The 21,406-nt window shown below is 37.7% G+C and carries 20 protein-coding genes and 1 pseudogene; 18 read left to right on the plus strand and 3 right to left on the minus strand.

The features are described from left to right. From RUH60_RS09795 to RUH60_RS09825, 7 genes are all read left to right on the plus strand, one after another. Positions 1-217, plus strand: a 217-nt coding sequence (locus RUH60_RS09795) for a hypothetical protein (RefSeq protein ID WP_313807830.1), incomplete at its 5' end; no start/stop codon positions are given. A gap of 65 nt (positions 218-282) precedes the next feature. Continuing rightward, the gene (locus RUH60_RS09800) at positions 283-1,275 is read left to right on the plus strand and encodes a homocysteine S-methyltransferase family protein (RefSeq protein ID WP_313807831.1); all 993 of its coding nucleotides are present in this window, start codon (positions 283-285) and stop codon (positions 1,273-1,275) included. A 44-nt stretch (positions 1,276-1,319) separates the two neighbouring features. Continuing rightward, entirely contained in the window at positions 1,320-3,989 is a 2,670-nt protein-coding gene (gene metH, locus RUH60_RS09805) for a methionine synthase (RefSeq protein ID WP_313807833.1), read from the plus strand. 1 nt (position 3,990) lies between these two features. After that, positions 3,991-4,947 carry a methylenetetrahydrofolate reductase [NAD(P)H] gene (gene metF / locus RUH60_RS09810; protein WP_313807835.1) on the plus strand — a complete coding sequence of 319 codons (957 nt, stop codon included), beginning with the start codon at positions 3,991-3,993 and terminating at the stop codon, positions 4,945-4,947. A 143-nt stretch (positions 4,948-5,090) separates the two neighbouring features. Next, positions 5,091-5,519 (plus strand): hypothetical protein, encoded by a 429-nt coding sequence (locus RUH60_RS09815; protein ID WP_313807836.1) that lies wholly within the window; start codon positions 5,091-5,093, stop codon positions 5,517-5,519. Between the two features lie 104 nt (positions 5,520-5,623). After that, the gene (locus tag RUH60_RS09820) at positions 5,624-6,715 is read left to right on the plus strand and encodes an acyloxyacyl hydrolase (protein ID WP_313807838.1); all 1,092 of its coding nucleotides are present in this window, start codon (positions 5,624-5,626) and stop codon (positions 6,713-6,715) included. Between the two features lie 4 nt (positions 6,716-6,719). Further along, a complete protein-coding gene (locus RUH60_RS09825; RefSeq protein ID WP_313807839.1) occupies positions 6,720-7,460 on the plus strand; it encodes a GIN domain-containing protein in 741 nt (246 codons plus the stop codon). Position 7,461: 1 nt separating this feature from the next. Here RUH60_RS09825 and gldA read toward each other — a convergent pair whose 3' ends face one another. Next, positions 7,462-8,361: a gliding motility-associated ABC transporter ATP-binding subunit GldA gene (gene gldA, locus RUH60_RS09830; RefSeq protein WP_313807841.1), complete on the minus strand. Its 900-nt coding sequence runs from the start codon at positions 8,359-8,361 to the stop codon at positions 7,462-7,464. 267 nt (positions 8,362-8,628) lie between these two features. Here gldA and RUH60_RS09835 point away from each other — a divergent pair, with 267 nt between their 5' ends. From RUH60_RS09835 to queA, 9 genes are all read left to right on the plus strand, one after another. Further along, on the plus strand, positions 8,629-9,711 hold the full coding sequence (locus RUH60_RS09835; protein ID WP_313807843.1) for a bifunctional 3-deoxy-7-phosphoheptulonate synthase/chorismate mutase type II: 1,083 nt from the start codon (positions 8,629-8,631) through the stop codon (positions 9,709-9,711). 86 nt (positions 9,712-9,797) lie between these two features. Continuing rightward, positions 9,798-10,319 (plus strand): hypothetical protein, encoded by a 522-nt coding sequence (locus RUH60_RS09840; protein WP_313807845.1) that lies wholly within the window; start codon positions 9,798-9,800, stop codon positions 10,317-10,319. Between the two features lie 86 nt (positions 10,320-10,405). After that, positions 10,406-11,374: a ribosome small subunit-dependent GTPase A gene (gene rsgA / locus RUH60_RS09845; protein WP_313807847.1), complete on the plus strand. Its 969-nt coding sequence runs from the start codon at positions 10,406-10,408 to the stop codon at positions 11,372-11,374. Between the two features lie 3 nt (positions 11,375-11,377). Continuing rightward, on the plus strand, positions 11,378-11,830 hold the full coding sequence (gene dtd / locus RUH60_RS09850; protein WP_313807849.1) for a D-aminoacyl-tRNA deacylase: 453 nt from the start codon (positions 11,378-11,380) through the stop codon (positions 11,828-11,830). 32 nt (positions 11,831-11,862) lie between these two features. Next, positions 11,863-13,767 (plus strand): DUF3857 domain-containing protein, encoded by a 1,905-nt coding sequence (locus RUH60_RS09855; protein WP_313807851.1) that lies wholly within the window; start codon positions 11,863-11,865, stop codon positions 13,765-13,767. Between the two features lie 4 nt (positions 13,768-13,771). Beyond that, positions 13,772-15,805, plus strand: a complete 2,034-nt coding sequence (locus RUH60_RS09860; protein WP_313807853.1) for a DUF3857 domain-containing protein — start codon at positions 13,772-13,774, stop codon at positions 15,803-15,805. Between the two features lie 2 nt (positions 15,806-15,807). Further along, positions 15,808-16,134: a nucleotide pyrophosphohydrolase gene (locus RUH60_RS09865; RefSeq protein ID WP_313807856.1), complete on the plus strand. Its 327-nt coding sequence runs from the start codon at positions 15,808-15,810 to the stop codon at positions 16,132-16,134. Between the two features lies 1 nt (position 16,135). Beyond that, positions 16,136-17,368 carry a 3-phosphoshikimate 1-carboxyvinyltransferase gene (locus RUH60_RS09870; RefSeq protein WP_313807858.1) on the plus strand — a complete coding sequence of 411 codons (1,233 nt, stop codon included), beginning with the start codon at positions 16,136-16,138 and terminating at the stop codon, positions 17,366-17,368. An 87-nt stretch (positions 17,369-17,455) separates the two neighbouring features. Beyond that, positions 17,456-18,505 (plus strand): tRNA preQ1(34) S-adenosylmethionine ribosyltransferase-isomerase QueA, encoded by a 1,050-nt coding sequence (queA, locus tag RUH60_RS09875; protein WP_313807860.1) that lies wholly within the window; start codon positions 17,456-17,458, stop codon positions 18,503-18,505. Positions 18,506-18,548: 43 nt separating this feature from the next. Here queA and RUH60_RS09880 read toward each other — a convergent pair whose 3' ends face one another. Together RUH60_RS09880 and RUH60_RS09885 are read right to left on the minus strand one after the other, a co-directional pair. Continuing rightward, the gene (locus RUH60_RS09880; protein ID WP_313807861.1) at positions 18,549-18,989 is read right to left on the minus strand and encodes an SRPBCC family protein; all 441 of its coding nucleotides are present in this window, start codon (positions 18,987-18,989) and stop codon (positions 18,549-18,551) included. A 28-nt stretch (positions 18,990-19,017) separates the two neighbouring features. Further along, positions 19,018-19,749 (minus strand): SIMPL domain-containing protein, encoded by a 732-nt coding sequence (locus RUH60_RS09885; RefSeq protein WP_313807863.1) that lies wholly within the window; start codon positions 19,747-19,749, stop codon positions 19,018-19,020. A gap of 109 nt (positions 19,750-19,858) precedes the next feature. Here RUH60_RS09885 and kynU point away from each other — a divergent pair, with 109 nt between their 5' ends. Beyond that, positions 19,859-21,142: a kynureninase gene (kynU, locus tag RUH60_RS09890; RefSeq protein WP_313807865.1), complete on the plus strand. Its 1,284-nt coding sequence runs from the start codon at positions 19,859-19,861 to the stop codon at positions 21,140-21,142. 25 nt (positions 21,143-21,167) lie between these two features. Further along, positions 21,168-21,406: pseudogene (locus RUH60_RS09895) on the plus strand (arginase family protein); the annotation flags it as partial.

Below are 21,406 nucleotides of genomic sequence, written 5' to 3' on the forward strand. Positions count from 1 at the left end.
CCGACGAAGCCTTAGCAACCCTACTCTTGTAGAAGGTGCTACATTCTACCGCACATGCGGGCAGATAACAGGATACTTTTTCAGGTATCTCTCTGATTTCACGATAACATGTTTTTTAGGATTGGAAGCGAAGGGCTTGGGCTTTTTTGCTATCCTTATTCCCGCTATCCGCTACTTCCAATTAAAAATTGGAAACGCTGCTATCGGGGCTAGTTAGGAATTGAATTGAATTTTTGTAATGGCTAATAGCTAAGGGCTGTCAGCTGAAAGCTTTAAAAATATATGTCAAAACTACACGAAGCGATAAAAGAGAGAATCCTGGTTCTGGATGGAGCGATGGGAACCATGTTGCAACGCTACAAATTCGAGGAAGAAGATTTTCGGGGCGAGCGATTCAAAGATTTTCCGCATCCGCTAAAAGGCAACAACGATTTGTTGTCGTTAACCCAACCGGAAGCCGTAAAATCCGTCCACCGCGCTTATTTCGAAGCCGGAGCTGACATCGTGGAAACCAACACGTTTTCGGGAACCACCATCGGAATGGCTGACTATCACATGGAAGATTTGGTATACGAATTGAATTATCAATCCGCCAAAATCGCCCGCGAAGTAGCTGATGAATTTACCGATAGACCCCGCTTTGTAGCAGGTTCTATTGGCCCAACCAACCGAACGGCCAGCATGAGTCCCGATGTCAACGACCCGGGATTCCGTGCGGTCACTTTCGATGAGTTACGCATCGCCTACAAAGAACAAGTAGAAGCCTTAATCGACGGTGGTTGTGATGTGTTGTTGGTGGAAACTATTTTTGATACGCTAAATGCCAAAGCCGCCCTTTTTGCCATCGAAGAAGTAAAAGAAGAACGCAACATCGACATCCCAATTATGGTTTCCGGAACGATTACGGATGCTTCGGGCAGAACCTTATCCGGGCAAACCGTAGAAGCGTTTTTGATTTCGATTTCGCATATTCCGTTGTTAAGCGTTGGGTTCAATTGCGCTTTAGGAGCCGATCAGTTAAAGCCGTATCTGAAGCGTTTGGCGCACAATACATCATTCAATATTTCGGCACACCCCAATGCAGGATTACCAAACGCATTCGGACAATACGATCAAACGGCCGAAGAAATGCAGGCGTTAATAAAAGAGTATTTAGACGATAATTTAATCAACATCATAGGCGGTTGCTGTGGAACTACACCGGAGCACATTCGGTTAATTGCTGAGGTAGCTGGAAAATTTCAGCCACGAATTGCACAAATTACCACAAATTAAATACGTGAAAATTAGTGTCATTCGTGGCCAATAGGAAAATGGAAATGTCAACGGAAAAATATTTAAAGCTATCGGGATTAGAACCGTTAATCGTTACGCCCGAGACTAATTTCGTGAATGTAGGGGAACGAACCAACGTAACCGGTTCGCGAAAATTCCTGCGTTTAATCAAAGAAGAAAAATACGAGGAAGCGCTTGATATCGCCCGTGCCCAGGTAGAAGGCGGTGCACAAATCATCGATATCAACATGGATGAGGGAATGTTGGACGGCGTGTATGCCATGACCAAATTCCTGAACCTGATTGCTTCCGAACCCGATATTTCAAGAGTTCCCGTGATGATTGACAGTTCCAAGTGGGAAATCATCGAAGCGGGATTGAAGGTTGCACAAGGAAAATGCGTGGTAAATTCCATCAGTTTAAAAGAAGGGAAAGAAGCGTTTCTGCATCATGCAAAACTAATCAAACGCTACGGAGCCGCAGTAATCGTGATGGCTTTCGATGAGGTCGGTCAAGCCGATACGTACGAACGTCGAATCGAAATCTGTAGGCGTTCTTATGACATTTTAGTCAACGAAATCAATTTTCCGGCGGAAGATATCATTTTTGACCCAAATATTTTTCCAGTTGCCACCGGTATGGAAGAACACCGCCGTAATGCGCTGGACTTCTTCTTAGCCACCAAATGGATTCGTGAAAACCTTCCGTATGCCAATATTTCAGGAGGTGTAAGTAACGTGTCGTTCTCGTTCCGTGGAAATGACAAAGTTCGTGAAGCGATGCATTCCGCATTCTTGTATCATGCCATCAAACACGGGATGACTATGGGAATCGTGAATCCGGAAATGTTGGAGGTTTATGACGAAATTGATCCTACTTTATTAGAATACGTTGAAGATGTTTTATTAGACAGAAGAGACGATGCTACCGAAAGACTTTTAGATTTAGCCGAGAGTTTTAAAGGCGATACAAAATCAAACGAAAAAGCCGTTCAGGAATGGCGAAGTGGTTCGTTACAAGACAGAATCACCCATGCTTTAGTAAAAGGAATCGACGAATTTATCGAAACCGATGTGGAAGAAGCAAGACAATCTGCTGTAAGACCGATCGAAGTCATCGAAATCAATCTTATGGCTGGTATGAACGTCGTTGGGGATTTGTTCGGAAGCGGAAAAATGTTCTTGCCACAAGTTGTAAAATCAGCTCGTGTTATGAAAAAAGCCGTAGCCTATCTTCTGCCTTATATCGAAGCTGAAAAAGACGGAGTAACATCGTCAGCCGGAAAAGTTTTGATGGCAACGGTAAAAGGTGACGTACACGACATCGGTAAAAATATTGTATCGGTAGTTTTGGCTTGTAATAATTTCGAAATCATAGATTTAGGAGTAATGGTTCCACCTGAAAGAATCATCGAAACGGCTATTGCGGAAAACGTAGACATCATCGGTTTGAGCGGTTTGATTACACCATCTTTGGACGAAATGGTTTATCTCGCCAAAGAAATGGACAAGCGTAACATTGAAATTCCCATCATGATTGGTGGAGCGACAACATCTCGTGCGCACACAGCCGTAAAAATCGCTCCGGAATATCAAGCGACGGTAGTTCATGTAAACGATGCTTCGCGTGCGGTAACTGTTGCTGGAAATCTTTTAAATAAAGACCGAAAAATATACGCTAGCACCATTCGTTCGGAATATGAAGCTTTCCGTGAAACGTTTTTAAACCGTCAGCGCGATAAAAGCTACCATACGATTGAAAAAGCAAGAGAGAATAAATTACAATTGGATTGGGAAAATTTCGAAGCCAAAAAACCAAACTTCATCGGAACAAAAACCATTAAAGTGCCTTTACAGGAATTGGTACCTTATATTGATTGGACTCCTTTTTTTAATTCTTGGCAGCTTTTTGGAAAGTATCCAGCAATTCTAAAAGATAATGTAGTTGGAGAACAAGCTACTATTTTGTTTGCCGATGCTCAAAAAATGCTTAATCAGCTTATTGAGGAAAATTGGTTGGAAGCTAAAGGGATCTACGGAATCTTCCCGGCAAACCAGGTGAAAGATGACGATATCGAATTGTACGATGAAAAAGGAAACGTGTTGGAAACCTTTTTAACACTTCGTCAGCAATCCCAGAAAACCGTTGGTGCGCCAAATATCGCCTTAGCGGATTTCATTGCGCCAAAAGAAAGTCAAAAATCAGATTATATGGGCGCTTTCTGTGTAACTACTGGTTTTGGGGTGGACGAAAAAGCAAAAACCTTTGAAGAAGCCAACGACGATTACAGTTCCATCATGGTGAAAGCCTTGGGAGACCGTTTTGCAGAAGCTTTCGCGGAATATTTGCACGAAAAAATCCGTAAGGAAATCTGGGGTTATGCTTCTGAAGAACATTTGTCCAATGAGGAATTAATCAAAGAAGAATATAAAGGAATACGTCCGGCTCCGGGTTATCCGGCTTGCCCCGATCATTTGGAAAAACCAACGATTTGGAGTTTGTTGAAGGTTGAAGAAGAAATCGGCGTGAAACTGACGGAAAGCATGGCGATGTGGCCGGCTTCATCGGTTTCGGGCTATTATTTTGGACATCCGCAAAGCAAATACTTCGGACTTGGAAAAATAAAAGAAGATCAGGTTCGTGATTACGCCCAAAGAAGAAATTGTACCTATGAATATGCCGAAAAATGGCTCAACCCAAACATAGCAGATTAACATGAAAGTAACGCAACATATAGAAAAAGCCAACGGAAAGTCATTGTTTTCTTTTGAGATTTTACCGCCGTTAAAAGGACAAAATATTCAGTGTATTTTTGATAATATTGAACCCTTAATGGAGTTCAAACCGCCTTTTATTGACGTAACCTACCATCGTGAGGAATATGAATTCAAGGAATTGCCAAGCGGTTTGCTGGAAAAGAAAATCGTGAAAAAACGTCCGGGGACGGTTGGAATCTGTTCGGCGATTCAGAATAAATATCAGGTAGATGCTATTCCGCATATTTTGTGCGGCGGTTTTACCAAAGAAGATACCGAGAATTTTTTAATCGACATGGATTTCCTTGGAATCGATAATGTGGTTGCCTTACGAGGTGATGCTGTGAAAAGTGAAATCTACTTCAAACCGGAAAAGGAAGGACATTCTTTTGCTTCGGAGTTGGTGACACAAATCAACAACCTGAACAACGGAATCTATTTGGATGCCGATTTGCAAAACACCAACCAAACCAATTTCTGCATCGGGGTCGCTGGTTATCCCGAAAAACACATGGAAGCGCCAAGCTTGGATAGTGATATTTATTTCTTAAAACAAAAAATCAAAAACGGAGCCGATTACATCATCACGCAAATGTTTTTCGATAATAAAAAATTCTTCGAATTTGTTGACAAATGTCGTGCAGCAGGAATTACTGTGCCAATTATCCCAGGACTGAAGCCGATTTCGACTAAAAAACAATTGAACCTGATTCCACATCGTTTCAAAGTGGATTTACCAGATGATTTGATTATGGCGGTTGTCAAAGCGAAAGACAATCAGGAAGTTTCACAAATCGGAATTGAATGGTGTATTGAACAAAGTAAAGAGTTGCAAAAAGCTGGAATTCCGGTTTTGCATTATTATTCTATGGGAAAATCGGAGAATATTAGGCAGATTGCATCACAAGTTTTTTAATTTATCTTAGAATTTGTATTTCATCCTTTTAAAAGGGTACTTCTTCGATTTTTAGTGAATTTTAACATTTTAAAATGAAATTTATAAGATAATACCTTAATTTTATAAAGACATAAGAATTGTAGAACTTAAAAATTGTGGCTATGAAAAGTTTACTACTTGTTTTTATGTTGGTTTTTTCTGCAAGTATTTTTGCGAGTGATTATCAACAAAATCTGGAAACAGCAATTCAGTTTAAAAAAGAAGCTGATTATCAAAAAGCTGTAAAGTATTATTTAAAAGCTTTAAAAGAAAAGGAGAATGAAAAAGACTTGGCGCAATCGCTGTGTTTTGAAATTTCTGACTGCTATCTGAAAGCTGGAGATCAAAAAAGCGCCTTTAAATTTATAAAGGTTGCGGTACGAAATTATGGTGCGACATTAGATGATGTCAAATCAAGTAAAATTTTGCGAAAAGACTTTTTAGCAAGAGCGAAAGGGTTAATCGATGTGGAATATGAAGACTTGCATCGGGCGTATCTTTTGAAAAACTACCAGTTTGACCGAAAGGAATATGCCGAATTGACACGTTAAAAAATCTTAGAAAGGTTCTTAAAACCGATTTGAATTTTCAAATCGGTTTTTTGTTTTCAATCGGTAGAATTTCTGCTATATTTGCCTGATTTTCAAAAACCAAAATGCGTTTTCTAACTAGCCTTTTATTATTTCTTTCTTTTACGATGTTGGCTCAGGAGAAAAACCTGAAACAATATTCTGTTGATGCAAGTTATTTTTACGGAAGTATTCTTCCGCATCACACTAATATCTTACATTTAATAAAAGGACATCCGGAAGGAATGGTGTTGAGTTTTAACCGAAAAACTTTCGGGTCTAAAAAATGGGAAGCGTGGTACAATTATCCAGATTATGGCTTGTCATTCCAATATCAGGATAACAAAAACCCGGAATTAGGAAATATGTACGGTTTGTACGGGCATTTCAATTTTTATTTTTTCAAACGAAGAATGCAGTTGCGCGTCGGACAGGGAATCGCGTACAATACCAATCCTTACGACCGTGAAACCAATTACAGAAATCAGGCTTTTGGAATGCATTATATGCCGTCCACCTATTTTATGTTGAATTATCACAAGCCAAATCTTTGGAAAGGCATCGGGGTTCAGACTGGAGTAAATTTTGTGCATCATTCCAATGCTAATCTACATTCGCCAAACACGAGTGCTAATACCATTGCTGTTATGGTCGGATTGAATTATGACTTAGCAACTAAAGACACGATTGCATATATTCCACATGCTAAGGAAAAATTTACGGAACCGATTCGCTACAATGCGGTTTTCAGAACCGGTGTAAACGAAAGTGATGTTATCAATAGTGGGCAATATCCGTTTTACGTTGCTTCTTTGTATGTTGATAAACGCATCAATCAAAAAAGTGCCATTCAATTAGGAGCCGATGTGTATTGGATGATGTATTTAAAAGAATTTATCCGATATGAAGCTATCGCCTATTTTGAGCATAATTATGACCCCAATGAAGATTACCGAAGAGTCGGAATTTTTGCAGGACATGAACTTTTTATCAATAAATTAGCGATTGATACGCAAATGGGATATTATGTATACGATCCATCCAATAAATTCGGAAGTGTATATCAGCGATTGGGTGCTAAATATTATATCACTAAAAATATTTCTGCCGGAGTGAGTTTAAAAACACACATTTCACGAGCAGAAGCCTTAGAATTTGGTATCGGAGTTAGATTGTAAAATTATGATTCGAAAAATACTACTTATACTCGTTTTGGTTCAGTTGCTGGTTTCCTGCAGTTCGGAAATCATGCCGGCTTGTTATCGTGAGCCCGGAAGTCAAACAACTAAAAATGTTGAGGTTCCGTTTTTTAATCAGATTAATATAGGAGAAGGCGTTGAATTAGTCGTTCGTCAAGGAGCAGAAATTTCAGTGACACTTTCCGCAGGTGAAAATGTGATGGAGGAGATGGAAGCTTCCGTATCCGACAATGTTTTGTATATCAAAAACAATTTAGAATGTAGTTTAGGAACCGTTCAACCCGTAAAAGCAACAGTCGTAGTTCCGGATTTGACTAAAATTTACTCGGCTTCCCAGTTCAACGTGTCTTCTGATGGTATTTTGAACTTTCCGCAATTGAATTTGCAGCAAGGATTGTTCGGAAAAACAGCTTCGAATATTTTTACTATGGAGGTGAATTGCCAACAGTTGGTGGTTGAAAATAACAATACGACTATTTTCAGGATTAAAGGTGTAGCGGAAAATTTGATTGTTTCTTTTTACGGTGGTGATCCGCGTTTTGAAGGGGCTAATTTACTTACGGATAATGTGCATGTTTTTCAACGCAGTTCTAACGATATGATTTTAAAACCGATGGTTAAAATCGAAGGTGATATTTATAGTAACGGAAACTTAGTTTTACTAAATCACCCGCCAACAGTGAATGTGACGCAGCATTATACCGGCCACATCATCTATCAGTAAATTATTTTTTAGTTTTTTCTCGGAAGATTTGCTCCAGATTTTTACTTTTCGAATTCAATTGTAACGTACGCAATCCGTTATTTTGAGCAAAGTCAAAAACGGTAGGACGCATGTCTTTTTCCGTGTTGAAAGTCAATTCCCAAACTGTTCCCTGAACATTTTTATAGTTGGCGATGTTTTCCAGTGAAGCCAGAAGTTCCGATGCGATTTCCTGATCAAATTCTACTTCAATCACTTGTTCTTCTACTTCGGTTACTAACTTTTCAAGATTTTTATCAGTTACAATTTTTCCTTGGTTGATGATGATGACGCGGTCGCAAATCGCTTCCACTTCCTGCATGATGTGCGTGGAAAGAAAAACGGTTTTGTCTTTGCCGATGTTTTTAATCAAATCGCGAATTTCAACCAATTGATTCGGATCTAAACCGGTTGTAGGCTCGTCCAGAATCAAAACTTCCGGATTGTGCAATAAAGCAGTCGCCAATCCAACACGCTGACGGTATCCTTTAGATAATTCGCCAATTTTTTTATGACTTTCCGGCGTTAATCCGGTAAGTGCAATTACGTCGTCGATTCTAGATTTGGAAACGTTGTACACATCAGCATTGAAAGCTAAATATTCCTTCACATACAAATCCAAATACAACGGATTGTGTTCCGGTAAATAACCAACCGACTTTTGTACGTCTTTTTGAGTTGTTGCTACATTATGTCCGTTCACTGAAGCTGTTCCTTCGTCTGCATTCAGATAAGTAGTCAGGATTTTCATCAAAGTTGATTTTCCGGCACCATTCGGCCCTAAGAAACCAACAATTTCTCCTTTTTTAACGGAAAATGAAACGTTGTCCAGCGCTTTTTGTTCGCCGTACGATTTGGTAATATTTTGAACTTCAATAGACATACTTCGCAATTTGAAGCAAAAATAGCAAAATAAATCAATGATTTAGCCTTCAGATTGTTGAATTCCAAATCAATTTTTATAGCTTTGTGCCGATGAATCGCAATTCACAAAATACATGGAACACAATTTCTTGGTTCGCTTGGAAAAGCGAAAGGGGATTGTTTTGTCTGTACTAATAAGAAGTAACTATTATAAAGATACAATCCCGGTTTTTATCGGGATTTTTTTTGCTCTGAAATCAAGGGTAAAAAACTAAATTTGTAAACTATGGAAAACAGTAAATCAATGCGCAATTGGTTGGACGATTTTCAATTGTCGCATCCGCTAGTGATTGCAGGGCCGTGTAGTGCTGAAACCGAGGAACAGGTTTTGGAAATTGCACACGAGTTGAAAAATTCAGACGTTTCAATTTTCAGAGCCGGAATCTGGAAACCCAGAACGCGTCCCGGAGGTTTTGAAGGTGTTGGAGCAATCGGTTTAAAATGGTTGCAAAAAGCCAAAAAGGAAACCAATTTGTTAATGGCTGTAGAAGTTGCGAATGCACAACACGTAAAATTAGCATTAGAACACGATATTGATGTGCTTTGGATTGGCGCCCGTACGACCGTGAACCCTTTCGCAGTTCAGGAAATTGCCGATGTTTTGCAGAATACCGACAAAATTGTATTACTGAAAAATCCCGTAAACCCCGATTTATCATTATGGTTAGGCGGTTTGGAGCGTTTGCACAATGCCGGAATTAAAAAGCTAGGTGTGATTCACAGAGGATTTTCTACTTATGAGAAAACAAAATACCGTAACATTCCGGAATGGCAGTTGGCGATTGAACTGAAACGAAAATTTCCGGATTTACCGCTTATTTGTGATCCTTCCCATATTTCCGGTAAACGCGATATGATTTTGGAAGTTTCTCAACAGGCTTTGGATTTGAATTACGACGGCTTGATGATTGAAACCCATTGCAATCCGGATCAGGCTTGGAGTGATGCGGCGCAACAAGTAACACCATCGGCTTTGAAACAGATTTTCATCGATTTAAAAGTTCGCAAACAAAGTGATGAAGCGGATGAATACAATTCAAAATTATCCGGATTGCGAACTCAAATTGACGAGTTAGACAGTAAGTTGATGGATGTTTTAGTCAAACGGATGAAAATCGCAGACCAAATCGGACTCTTGAAAAAAGAAAAAAATGTGGCTGTTTTGCAAAGTAACCGTTGGCACCAGATACTCGAAAAAATGATTGAAGAAGGCTCGCAGAAAGGCTTGAGTGAAGAATTTATTTTGAAATTATTTAAGGCAATTCACCAGGAAAGTATTGTGCATCAGGAGCGAATTATTAACAAATAAAATACGGCATTTGACGTATTAGGTTAATTGTTTTTTTTTGTATCATTGCAAAGTATTTTAATTAATATTTAACATTTATCAGGTTTATGAAAAAATTATTACTATTGGCATTATTCTTCGTGGGATGTGCTGTAAATGCTCAAGTTGACAAAATCTACAAACACAGCGGAGAAGTTGTTGATGGAAAAGTAATCAAATTGGAAGAGTACACTATCATTTTCAAGTATGATGGAGAAGATGCTGAAAACACTATCAGTAAGTATGCTGTTGAAAAAGTAGTTTACGGAAAATCAGGTCGTGTAGAAGAAGTAACTGAGAAATTGGTTGTAAACGGAGAAGACGATTGGGAAAAAGTGGTAATTCTTGAAGATAAAGGATACATCTCTGGTTTGAAAAAAGCTGGTGAAGTTCGTGGAAAAACAGGTCTTATCAACTTCCAAACTGGTAACACAGGAGATAAAAAAGCACAGAAGAAACTTAAAATGGATGCAGCTAAATTAGGTTGTCCTTTCGTTTTAATGACGTCAGACAAAACTACAGTTGGAGCTAACTCTAACGCTTTAGGTGGTTCTCAGGCTATTAAAACCGGAGTTGCTTACAAATACTAATTAAATTAGTTTTAGCATAGAAAAGCTGTCTGAAAAGACGGCTTTTTTTATGTTCTAAAATAACTAGGAAATGGTATCTTTGCGCTATGACAGGAATTGTTTATAAATCTACCGGAAGTTGGTACAGCGTGAAAACCGAAGACGGCACTTTTTTAGAATGCCGTATCAAAGGGAAGTTTCGTATCCAAGGAATCAAAAGTACCAACCCAATCGCTGTTGGTGATGTTGTAGATTTTGACATTGAAACGTCTTCTGATGAAACGGTTGGTGTAATTACCAATATCCATGATCGAAAAAATTACATCGTTCGCAAATCAGTAAACCTGTCCAAACAAACGCATATTATTGCTTCTAATATTGATGTGGTTTTTCTTTTGGTGACCATCAACAATCCCGTAACAACAACCAGTTTTATCGACCGATTTTTAGTCACAGCCGAAGCCTACGGAATTGAAGCGGTTTTAGTTTTTAATAAAATTGACACATATACCGAAGAAACGCTTGACGAACAATTGTTTTTGCAATACGTTTATTCGAATATCGGTTATCAGTGTTTGCGTGTTTCCGCTGCGGAAGGCAAAGGTTTGGAGGAATTGAAATTTCTGATGAAAGATCGCGTTTCGATGTTTTCAGGACATTCCGGAGTCGGAAAGTCGACATTGGTTAATGCTTTGGAGCCGACATTGAATCTGAAAACCAAAGCCATTTCTGAACAGCATCAGCAAGGGCAACACACAACGACTTTTGCGGAAATGTTTGATTTAAGTTTCGGAGCCAAAATCATCGATACACCCGGAATTCGCGGTTTCGGAATTGTCGACATGGAAAAACAGGAAATCGGAGATTATTTCCCTGAATTTTTCGCTTTGAAAGACCAATGTAAATTTAACAACTGTCTGCATAAAGAAGAACCCCATTGCGCCGTAAAAGATGCTTTAGAAAGTGAAGAAATTGCCTGGAGTCGTTACAATAGCTATTTGCAGATTTTGGAAGGCGATGAGGAGAATTATCGCAACGATTTGTATAGCGATGAACGCAATCCTGAGAAATTTTAGTAAATGAGAGCAGTAATTCAACGTGTATCTGAGGCATCCGTTACCATTGAAGGCCGAAAAATGGCTTCCATCGGGAAAGGTTTGCTTGTTTTGATTGGCATTGAGGATGCTTCTTCACAGGAAGATATCACTTGGTTAACCTCTAAGATTGTGAATCTTCGTATTTTTGGCGATGAAAATGATGTAATGAATCTTTCCGTTAAAGAGGTTGCCGGCGATATAATTGTAGTTAGTCAGTTTACGCTTCACGCATCCACCAGAAAAGGCAATCGGCCATCCTATATTAAGGCGTCAAAACCCGATCATGCTGTTCCGATGTATGAAAGTTTTGTGAAGCAATTAGAATCAGAATTAGGTAAGAAAGTCCAAACTGGAGAATTCGGTGCCGATATGAAAGTAGCACTTTTAAACGACGGACCGGTGACCATAATTATGGATACAAAAAATAAGGAATAAGTTATTTGTTAATTGTAATACCTCAAGATTGAATGAGAATAGTTTTTGGTTTTTTATTGTTTCTTTTTATTGCACAATCTTCAACAGCTCAAAAAGTTGATTTTCAAAAAATTATTTCTGAAACAAGTTTAAAGGAGAATGCAAATAGTATTGTGATAGAATCTGTTAAAGGCATAGTTGTCAATAGTCAGAAATCTGCAACAATAAAGACTAAAGCAGTTGTTCTGGTTCTGAATGAAGCTGGATTAAGAAATGTCGATGCAGTGGTACATTACGATAAATCAGTAAAAGTAAAGGAACTTAATGCAAAAATGCTTAGTGTTAATGGTAATTTACTTAAGAATTATCGAAGAAATGATTTTAAGGATGTTAGTGTAGCTGATGGTTTTTCTGTTTTTACTGATAACAGAATGCTTTATTTAGATTATACGCCTATTGAGTATCCATTTGTGTTAGATTTTTATTATGAAACTGAAAGTGAAAACACAGCAATATTACCCTCTTGGTATCCTGTGAACGATTTTTATGAGAGTGTTGTTAAGTCAGAATATTATATTCAGTATCCCGAGAGTTTAGGTTTTCATTATAAAGAGCATAATTTTCAAGGTTTCAATATTGTAAAGAAAGAGCATAAGAACCGACTTGAATATGTTTTGGAAAATGTTCCCGCATTAAAATCGGAAGAATATTCTTTAGGTTTTGAAGAATTAATTCCACATGTGCGTTTTGCATTAGAAAAATTCAATTTAGAAGGAGTAGAGGGTAATGTGAAAAATTGGAATGAATTTGGGAGCTGGATTTCTGAAAATTTGCTGAAAGGACAAGACGAACTTTCAGAAGCCACAGTAGAAAAAGTGAGAAAACTTGTTGAGAATGAAAAAGATATTCTTAAAAAGGCTCAGATTATTTATGAATATGTTCAAAGCAAAACGCGGTATGTAAGTGTTCAATTGGGTATTGGGGGATGGAAGCCTGTTTCGGCTAAAGAAGTTGATGCACTGGGATATGGAGATTGTAAAGCACTTTCCAATTACACTATGGCATTGTTAAAAGCAGTAAATATTCCTTCATATTACACAATAATCTATGCAGGAAATCAGCCAAAAGATATTGAAGCAGATTTAGTGTCTATGCAGGGGAATCACGCTATTTTGGCTCTTCCTTACCAAGGAAAAAATTATTTTATGGAATGTACCAGTCAAACAGCGCCTTTTGGTTTAGAAGCAGATTTTACAGATGGAAGATATGCCCTTATTGTTAAACCAAATGGAGGTGAAATTGTAAAGACAAATTCATATATAGATCGCACAAATTCAAGAGTAACAACGGCAAAATATGTTTTGGATAAGACCGGAAATCTAAACGGAACACTTTCAATTGTGTCAAAAGGGGTTCAATACAACTCGATTTACCCGATTCAGAAACTTTCTAATGATAAAGTTCTTCAATATTATAAATCTGAATTCGATGTGTTGAAAAAACCTGAGATTGAAAAGTATGCTTTTCAGAATGATGAAAGTGAACTCTTTTTTAAAGAAGAACTACAGATTAGTTCAGTAGGTTTTGCCGATAATGTTAATGGACAAATGATTTTTCAGCCTAATGCATTTAATCAATTAAGTACGATTCCTCAACGATATAGAAATCGAAGTCATGCTTTTCAAGTAACACGAGGTTTTTTGGATACAGAAGAATATGAGATTACAATTCCGGATAATTTCGTAATAGAAGCATTGCCACAAAATGTTGAATTGAATGAAGTTTTTGGAGAATATATAATGAAAATTGAAAAAATTAGCGATTCAAAAATTATTTACAAACGAACATGTTTGATGAAGTCTGGGAAGTATGGAAAGGAGCAATATGAGAGTTTTAGAAAATTTAAAGAGAGAATTGCTAAGCTGGAGAATGCTAAAATTGTGCTAATTAATAAATAACCTAATGATGAGATTTTTTTTTACTGCAGTGCTTGTGACTGTATTATCGTTTAATGGATTTTCCCAAAAATATGAATTGGGCAAAGTTACTGTTGAAGAATTGAAAGAGAAACAACATTCTCTAGACACGTCAGCTGTGGCTGCTGTTTTATTTAAAAAGGGAGTAACTTATTTTAACTATTCACAAGGAAGTGGTTTTGAAAAGATTACCGAGGTTCAATGCAAAGTTAAAATTTACAAAAAGGAGGGTTATGATTGGGCTAATCATGAGGTGAGATACTATTTGGACGGCAATTCTAAGGAAAATTTATTTTTTAAGGATGTTGTTACTTATAATTTGGTTGATGGGAAAATTGTTAAATCTAAGTTGAAGAGCGATGGGGAATTTGATGAGAAAATGAATAAATATTGGGGTAAGAAAAAGATAACATTGCCTAATGTAAAGGAAGGTTCAATCATAGAGTTTAGCTATGTCTTGAAGTCACCAAATTATGGAGATTTGGCAGATTGGGATTTTCAATACGATATTCCGGTAAACTATTCCGAATATAAAACTATAGTGCCAGAATACTTTAATTATAATGAAAATCAAAAAGGGTTTGTCTATCCAGAGAGAAATGTGGTTAAAAAACAAGGGTCTATTACTTTGTCTAATAGAGAACGATCAACGAGGTCAGGAGGTAACAGAGGAGGAGGAACTGGAGTAGTGAGTGATGTTGTAGTTGAAGATATAAAATATTGGGAAACCGAAACGCTTTATCATGTAAAAAACGTTCCTGCATTAAATGATGAAAGGTTTGTTAATAATATTAAAAACTATACTTCGAGTATATCGCATGAATTGGCCACCGTTAAATTTCCTAATGAAATGACACAAACATATTCTACAGATTGGGAGTCGGTAGTGCGCAATATATACAAAAATGATGATTTTGGTGGAGAATTAGCCAAGATAGGTTATTTTGAAGATGATGTCAAACAGTTAATTTCAGGATTGACAACCAATGGAGAAAAAACTGCAGCAATTTTTAATTTTGTTAAGTCAAAAATTAAATGGAATGGTTATTATGGATATTCATGCAATGAAGGAGTTCGAAGCGCTTATAAAAATAATACCGGAAATGCAGCAGAAATTAATCTAATGCTTACTTCAATGTTGCGTTTTGCGGGTATTGGTGCCAATCCGGTTTTGATAAGTACTCGTTCTAATGGGATAGCTTATTTTCCAAGTAGAAATGCGTTTAACTATGTGATTTCTGCTGTTGAAATTGAAAACGGCTTAATATTGTTGGATGCGACTGACAAGTATTCATTGCCAAATGTTTTGCCAATGCGAGATTTAAATTGGTTTGGTAGAATTATTAGAAAAGAAGGGTCTTCAGCTATGGTTGAACTTATGCCAAAAAATATTTCTAAAGAAATGACAAATGGAATTTTATCAATTGATGGAGAGGGGAATCTTAGTGGGAAAATCAGGGTACAGTATTTCGATTACTCGGCTCATTCATTTAGAAATGAGTATGGAGATTTAACTAAGGAGTCTTATTTAGAGAAATTAGAAAAAAATAATAATGGTATCGAAGTTAACGAATATGAGAGTCTTAATGTTAATGATTTGTCAAAACCAGTTGTAGAAAATTATTCATTTAGCAGTTCAAATTCGGTTGAAAAAATTGGAGATAAATTGTACTTTAATCCAATGTTCTTTTTTGCCTGGACAAAAAACCCATTCATTCAAGAAAAGAGAGAATACCCTGTTGATTTTGGATATCCAAATCAAGATAGGTATATGATTAGTGTTGCGATTCCAGAAGGTTATGTTGTTGAATCTATTCCTGAGCCAAAATCGGTTTCTTTGCCAGATTCATTAGGAACATTCAAGTTTAATGTGACAAAAACGGATAAACAAATTCAATTATCAGTAATTAGAGATTTTAATGCGGCAATTGTTCCTGCAGGGTATTACGAATCTTTAAAGCAGTTTTTTGATTTGATAGTGAAGTCAGAAACTGAAAAAGTGGTACTGAAAAAAGCATAAAAATGGATATCAAAAATGCCCAACTAGAAGTAGACAATTGGATTAAAAACCATGGTGTCCGCTATTTTAACGAGCTAACCAATATGGCGCAGCTTACTGAAGAAGTAGGGGAAGTAGCCCGAATTATCGCCCGTCGTTACGGAGAACAATCCGAAAAAGAAAGCGACAAGAACAAAGATTTGGGCGAAGAATTAGCCGATGTAGTTTTCGTGGTTTTGTGTTTAGCCAATCAAACAGGAGTAGACTTGCAAGCCGCTTTCGACAAGAAGATGGATTTGAAAACCAAGCGCGACCACGACCGTCATCACAATAACGAAAAATTGAAATAAGTTGAAACTATTTCTTCAGAAATCTGAAGTTATTTCAGAACAAGCAATCGGTGTTTCGGGCTCTAAGTCCGAGACGAACCGGTTGTTGTTACTGAAAGCTTTGTATCCGGAACTTGTCATTGAAAACGGTTCCAATTCGGATGATTCTGAAGTCATGCAAAAGGTTTTGCAATCGGATAACTTGGTTAAAGATATTCACCACGCAGGAACTGCGATGCGCTTTCTGACTGCGTATTATGCTATTCAGGAAGGAGAAGAAGTACTATTAACCGGTTCTTCCCGGATGAAAGAGCGTCCGATTCAAATTCTGGTAGAAGCCTTAGGTCAATTAGGCGCCGAGATTTCGTACGAAGAAAAGGAAGGTTTTCCACCAATTAAAATTAAAGGAAAAAAGTTATCCCAAAATAAAGTTTCTTTAGCTGCCAATGTTAGCAGTCAGTATATTTCAGCCTTGCTTTTAATTGCGCCAAAACTGGAGAATGGCTTAGAATTGACTTTGGAAGGTGAAATCACATCCGTTCCTTATATCAAAATGACTTTGGCTTTGCTAAATGAAATTGGCGTAAAAACTTCTTTTGAAGAAAACGTCATTAAAGTACATTATAAGTCAAATGTCGAAAGTCAAAAAGTAATCGTAGAGTCGGATTGGTCGTCTGCTTCCTATTGGTATTCCATTGTAGCCTTAGCTGAAATCGGAACAAAAATTACCTTGTCGAGCTACAAAAAAAACAGTTTACAAGGTGATGCCATTTTAGCTAGAATTTATCAGGATTTTGGAGTGGAAACCGGTTATAATGAAAATGGTTCTATCACACTTTTTAAAGCCACGCATTGTCAATTATCAATTGTCAATTATCACTTAAACAATTGTCCAGACATCGCTCAAACTATCGCCGTAACGTGTTTCGGATTAGGAATTGCTTGCGATTTATACGGATTGCATACGCTAAAAATCAAAGAAACCGACAGATTAGAAGCCTTGAAAATTGAGTTGACTAACTTAGGAGCCGAAATTTCAATAATCGCTGAATCGCTACATTTAAAAGCATCAACGGTAATCCATGAAAATGTTGCTGTAAAAACGTATCAAGATCACCGAATGGCTATGGCGTTTGCTCCTTTAGCATTAAAAATACCGATTATCATTGAAGAAGCTGAAGTAGTCTCAAAATCCTATCCCAATTTTTGGAACGACCTGCAAAAGAGTGGTTTTCGATTATCGGAAGTCTTATAAATACTCGATTTCTTAAAATAAACGTCAAAACACTTGACAACCCCTATTTCGCGATAGTATATTTGCACGCAATTTAAAATTCATTTCATGAAGTTATCGAATTTCAATTTTAATCTTCCGGCTGAATTGTTAGCCGAATTCCCTTCAGAAAACAGAGACGAAGCTCGTTTAATGGTAGTTAACCGTAAGACACAAACTATCGAGCACAAATTATTCAAAGATATTTTGGATTATTTCGACGAAGGTGATGTGATGGTGTTGAACAACACGAAAGTATTTCCAGCGCGTTTGTACGGGAACAAGGAAAAAACCGGAGCGCGTATCGAAGTTTTCTTGTTGCGCGAATTGAATGCAGAACAACGTTTGTGGGATGTTTTGGTTGATCCGGCACGTAAAATCCGTATTGGAAATAAATTGTACTTTGGGGATGACGATTCGTTAGTAGCTGAGGTAATCGATAACACTACGTCTCGCGGAAGAACTTTACGTTTTCTTTACGATGGTTCGTACGAAGAATTCCGTTCGAAATTGGTAGAATTGGGTGAAACTCCAATCCCGAAATACATCAATCGTGAAGTAACTCCGGAAGATGCGGAGCGTTACCAAACCATTTATGCTAAAGAAGAAGGAGCAGTTGCAGCGCCAACAGCAGGTTTACACTTTTCAAAACATTTGATGAAACGTTTGGAAATCAAAGGTGTTGATTTTGCTGAGATTACATTGCATGTTGGTCTAGGAACTTTCAATCCGGTGGAAGTAGAAGATTTATCGAAACACAAAATGGATTCGGAAGAAATGACCATTACTCAGGAAGCGTGTGATGTGGTAAACAAAGCGAAAGCGAATAAAAAACGCGTTTGTGCTATCGGAACAACTTCAATGCGAGCTATGGAAAGTTCGGTTTCGTCTTCAAAAACCTTAAATCCGTTTACGGGTTGGACGAATAAATTTATTTATCCACCTTACGATTTTAGCGTAGCGGATTGCATGGTAACGAATTTCCACACACCAAAATCGACTTTATTGATGATGATTTCAGCGTTTTGTGGGCACGATTTGATGCGTAAAGCGTATGATGAAGCAATCAAAGAAGGTTATAAATTCTACTCGTACGGAGATGCGATGTTGATTTTGTAATCATTAACTATAAAATAAAAAAGCGTTCATTTGAACGCTTTTTTTATGCCTGACTTTCAGCAAATTTTTTGAAACTTTTCAAGTATTTTAAGGTTTGTTTCTTAAACATTCCCGGCATTAGAAAAGCAAACAACTTCATGCCGAAATTTTTAAACTCAAATTCCTGAACCGTTACATATTTGGTTTTGGAATCGGTAATCGGAATGAAAGAGTTTTTAATATTGTTAATCGTTCCGTTCATTTCGTAAAAGCCGCTGAATTCTTCCGGTAAATTCCGAACGGTAATGGTTTCAATCATTTCCATGCCGCGTTTTCCCATTTTGAAAACCAGTTTGGATTTTGCGCCGGGTTGTCCGGGTGTTCCGCTTAAATGTTCGAAACTTTCCAAACCTTCCATCCATAACGGCATGTTTTCGGCATTGTCGAAAAGTTCAATGACTTTAGCAACGGGTTTGTCAATTTCAACTTCGCAAGTGTATTTCATAAGTAGTTGGATTAGTAGTCAAATATACTTAATCTACCTGATACACCAACTTCATGGTAATATTAGCTTCTTTTTTCTTCGATGTGGTGTTGAAGGAACCGCCCCAAGAATAATCTTCCGAAGAATTTTGCGCGATTATCTGAAAAACTCCCATATCGGATTTTTTTAAACTGCCTAATTTAGCATCAGCGTTTTCGGCAATTTTTTCAGCTCTGGCGTGCGCATCTTTAGTTGCTTCGGCGATCATCTGAAGCTTTAATTCCGCTAATTTGGTATAATAATATTGCGGTGGGTTGGAATACAATTCTACTCCGGAATTAATCAATTCGGTAACTTCTCTGGAAATGCCTTCCACTTTGTCCACTTCTTTGCTTTCAATCTGAACGTTTTGGGTTAAATTGAAGCCAGTAAAAATTTGTTGCCGCTGATTTCCGTTGGCATCATAAGTGTATTCAAAATCTTTGTTGATGCTTACGGCAGAAAAAACAATTTCAGTCGCCGGAATTCCTTTGGAAGCTAAGTACTTTTTAATGATTTCCCTATCGTTGTCCAGTGCCGCGTAGGCATCTTTTAAAATCATGCTTTTTTTGGAAAACGAACTGCTCCAGACAATTAAATCCGAGATGAAATCTTTTTTTCCCAAACCGGTAACGCTGATGGTATCGTTGCTTTGGTTTCGGTTTTTAAAAGCATTGGAAAAAAGAAATGCAGAAATAATCACGGCTACAGCGATGATGATTGCAGTAAGATGGTTTTTCATAACGAATAGGGTTTTGAGTGTTATAAATGTACGAAATATCTACCTTTAAAAAGTAAACGCAAATTCTTAAATTTTCTTATTTTTACGCCCACCAAAAAATTAACTAAAAATGACTTTTGAAAATACAAGAGAATTTGCGCAACAGCTTGACGCTAAGGATGAATTGAAAAATTACCGAGAAGAATTCATCTTTCCTCAAATTAATGGGAAGCAGGTGATTTATTTCACCGGAAATTCTTTAGGATTACAGCCGAAGCGAACAAAGGCTTATGTGGATGAAGTAATGAGCGATTGGGCTAATCTAGCTGTCGAAGGTCATTTTTATGCCGACAAACCTTGGTGGGATTACCAAGAACGTTTTTCTGGACCATTAAGTGCAATTGTAGGGGCAAAACCGAGTGAAGTAACCGTAATGAATACATTGACGGTGAATTTACACATGTTGATGGTTTCTTTTTACAGACCAACTGCCAAAAAGTATAAAATCATTTGCGAAGAGAAAGCATTTCCGAGTGATCAATATATGTTTCAGAGCCAAGTTCATTTTCACGGATTGGATGCAAACGATGCCATAGTGGAAGTGAAACGCCGCGAAGGGGAACACAATATCCGTTTAGAAGATATTCTCGCTAAAATTGATGAAGTAGGAGAAGAACTGGCTTTGGTGTTAATTGGTGGTGTTAACTATTATACGGGTCAGGTTTTTGACATGAAAACGATTACTGCTGCAGGACAAAAGTATGGCGCTTATGTTGGTTTTGATTTGGCACATGCTGCCGGAAATATTAAATTAGACCTTCATAATTGGGGTGTTGATTTTGCTGCTTGGTGTAGTTATAAATATATGAATTCAGGTCCTGGAAATGTATCTGGGATTTTTGTACACGAAATGCATCACAACGACACCGATTTACCGCGTTTTGCCGGATGGTGGGGACATAACAAAGAAAGACGCTTTTTAATGGAGCCGAAATTCGATCCTGTTCGCGGAGCTGAAGGCTGGCAGGTGAGTAATTTGCCAATTTTATCGTTAGCACCTTATTTAGCTTCTGTGGAAATGTTTGCCGAAGTGGGTATGGACAAACTGATTCAAAAGCGCGATTTGATTACATCCTATTTGGAATTCATTCTTCACGAAATTGATGCGGAAATTGAAGGAACCGAGTTTGAAATCATAACACCTTCCAATCCGGAAGAGAGAGCGTGTCAGTTGTCTGTATTTTTGCATGGACAAGGAAGAGCCTTATTCGATTATCTGATGAAAAACGGGGTAATCACCGATTGGCGCGAACCGAATGTAATCCGTTTGGCTCCGGTGCCTTTGTATTGCTCGTTTGAAGATATGTACGAATTCGGACAGATTTTAAAACAAGGAATTTCCAATAAAGCGTAACTTTGCTTTTTTAATTGAGAATACGATGACAAAAGAACAAATTATAGCCAATTTTGATCCGTCACAACCCGGATTAGCCGATGCAACAGTATTTGGATTACCTTTTTCGGCGGAACAAAGTGAAATTATAGTGGTGCCGGTGCCTTGGGAAGTAACGGTAAGTTACGGAGCAGGGGCTTCGGATGGACCAGAAGCTATTTTGGACGCTTCTTTTCAGGTAGATTTGAGCCATCAGGAATTTCCGGAATTGTGGAAGTTGGGAAT

It is taken from the genome of Flavobacterium sp. (genome assembly GCF_032153895.1).
Lineage (GTDB): Bacteria > Bacteroidota > Bacteroidia > Flavobacteriales > Flavobacteriaceae > Flavobacterium.

Coding starts and splice junctions, on each gene's coding strand:
- RUH60_RS09865 (WP_313807856.1), top strand. CDS start 15,808: ATGGATATCAAAAATGCCCAACTAGAAGTAGACAATTGGATTAAAAAC.
- kynU (WP_313807865.1), top strand. CDS start 19,859: ATGACTTTTGAAAATACAAGAGAATTTGCGCAACAGCTTGACGCTAAG.
- RUH60_RS09820 (WP_313807838.1), top strand. CDS start 5,624: ATGCGTTTTCTAACTAGCCTTTTATTATTTCTTTCTTTTACGATGTTG.
- rsgA (WP_313807847.1), top strand. CDS start 10,406: ATGACAGGAATTGTTTATAAATCTACCGGAAGTTGGTACAGCGTGAAA.
- gldA (WP_313807841.1), bottom strand. CDS start 8,361: ATGTCTATTGAAGTTCAAAATATTACCAAATCGTACGGCGAACAAAAA.
- metH (WP_313807833.1), top strand. CDS start 1,320: ATGTCAACGGAAAAATATTTAAAGCTATCGGGATTAGAACCGTTAATC.
- RUH60_RS09815 (WP_313807836.1), top strand. CDS start 5,091: ATGAAAAGTTTACTACTTGTTTTTATGTTGGTTTTTTCTGCAAGTATT.
- dtd (WP_313807849.1), top strand. CDS start 11,378: ATGAGAGCAGTAATTCAACGTGTATCTGAGGCATCCGTTACCATTGAA.
- RUH60_RS09880 (WP_313807861.1), bottom strand. CDS start 18,989: ATGAAATACACTTGCGAAGTTGAAATTGACAAACCCGTTGCTAAAGTC.
- RUH60_RS09885 (WP_313807863.1), bottom strand. CDS start 19,749: ATGAAAAACCATCTTACTGCAATCATCATCGCTGTAGCCGTGATTATT.
- metF (WP_313807835.1), top strand. CDS start 3,991: ATGAAAGTAACGCAACATATAGAAAAAGCCAACGGAAAGTCATTGTTT.
- RUH60_RS09860 (WP_313807853.1), top strand. CDS start 13,772: ATGATGAGATTTTTTTTTACTGCAGTGCTTGTGACTGTATTATCGTTT.
- RUH60_RS09855 (WP_313807851.1), top strand. CDS start 11,863: ATGAGAATAGTTTTTGGTTTTTTATTGTTTCTTTTTATTGCACAATCT.
- RUH60_RS09835 (WP_313807843.1), top strand. CDS start 8,629: ATGGAAAACAGTAAATCAATGCGCAATTGGTTGGACGATTTTCAATTG.
- queA (WP_313807860.1), top strand. CDS start 17,456: ATGAAGTTATCGAATTTCAATTTTAATCTTCCGGCTGAATTGTTAGCC.
- RUH60_RS09800 (WP_313807831.1), top strand. CDS start 283: ATGTCAAAACTACACGAAGCGATAAAAGAGAGAATCCTGGTTCTGGAT.
- RUH60_RS09840 (WP_313807845.1), top strand. CDS start 9,798: ATGAAAAAATTATTACTATTGGCATTATTCTTCGTGGGATGTGCTGTA.
- RUH60_RS09825 (WP_313807839.1), top strand. CDS start 6,720: ATGATTCGAAAAATACTACTTATACTCGTTTTGGTTCAGTTGCTGGTT.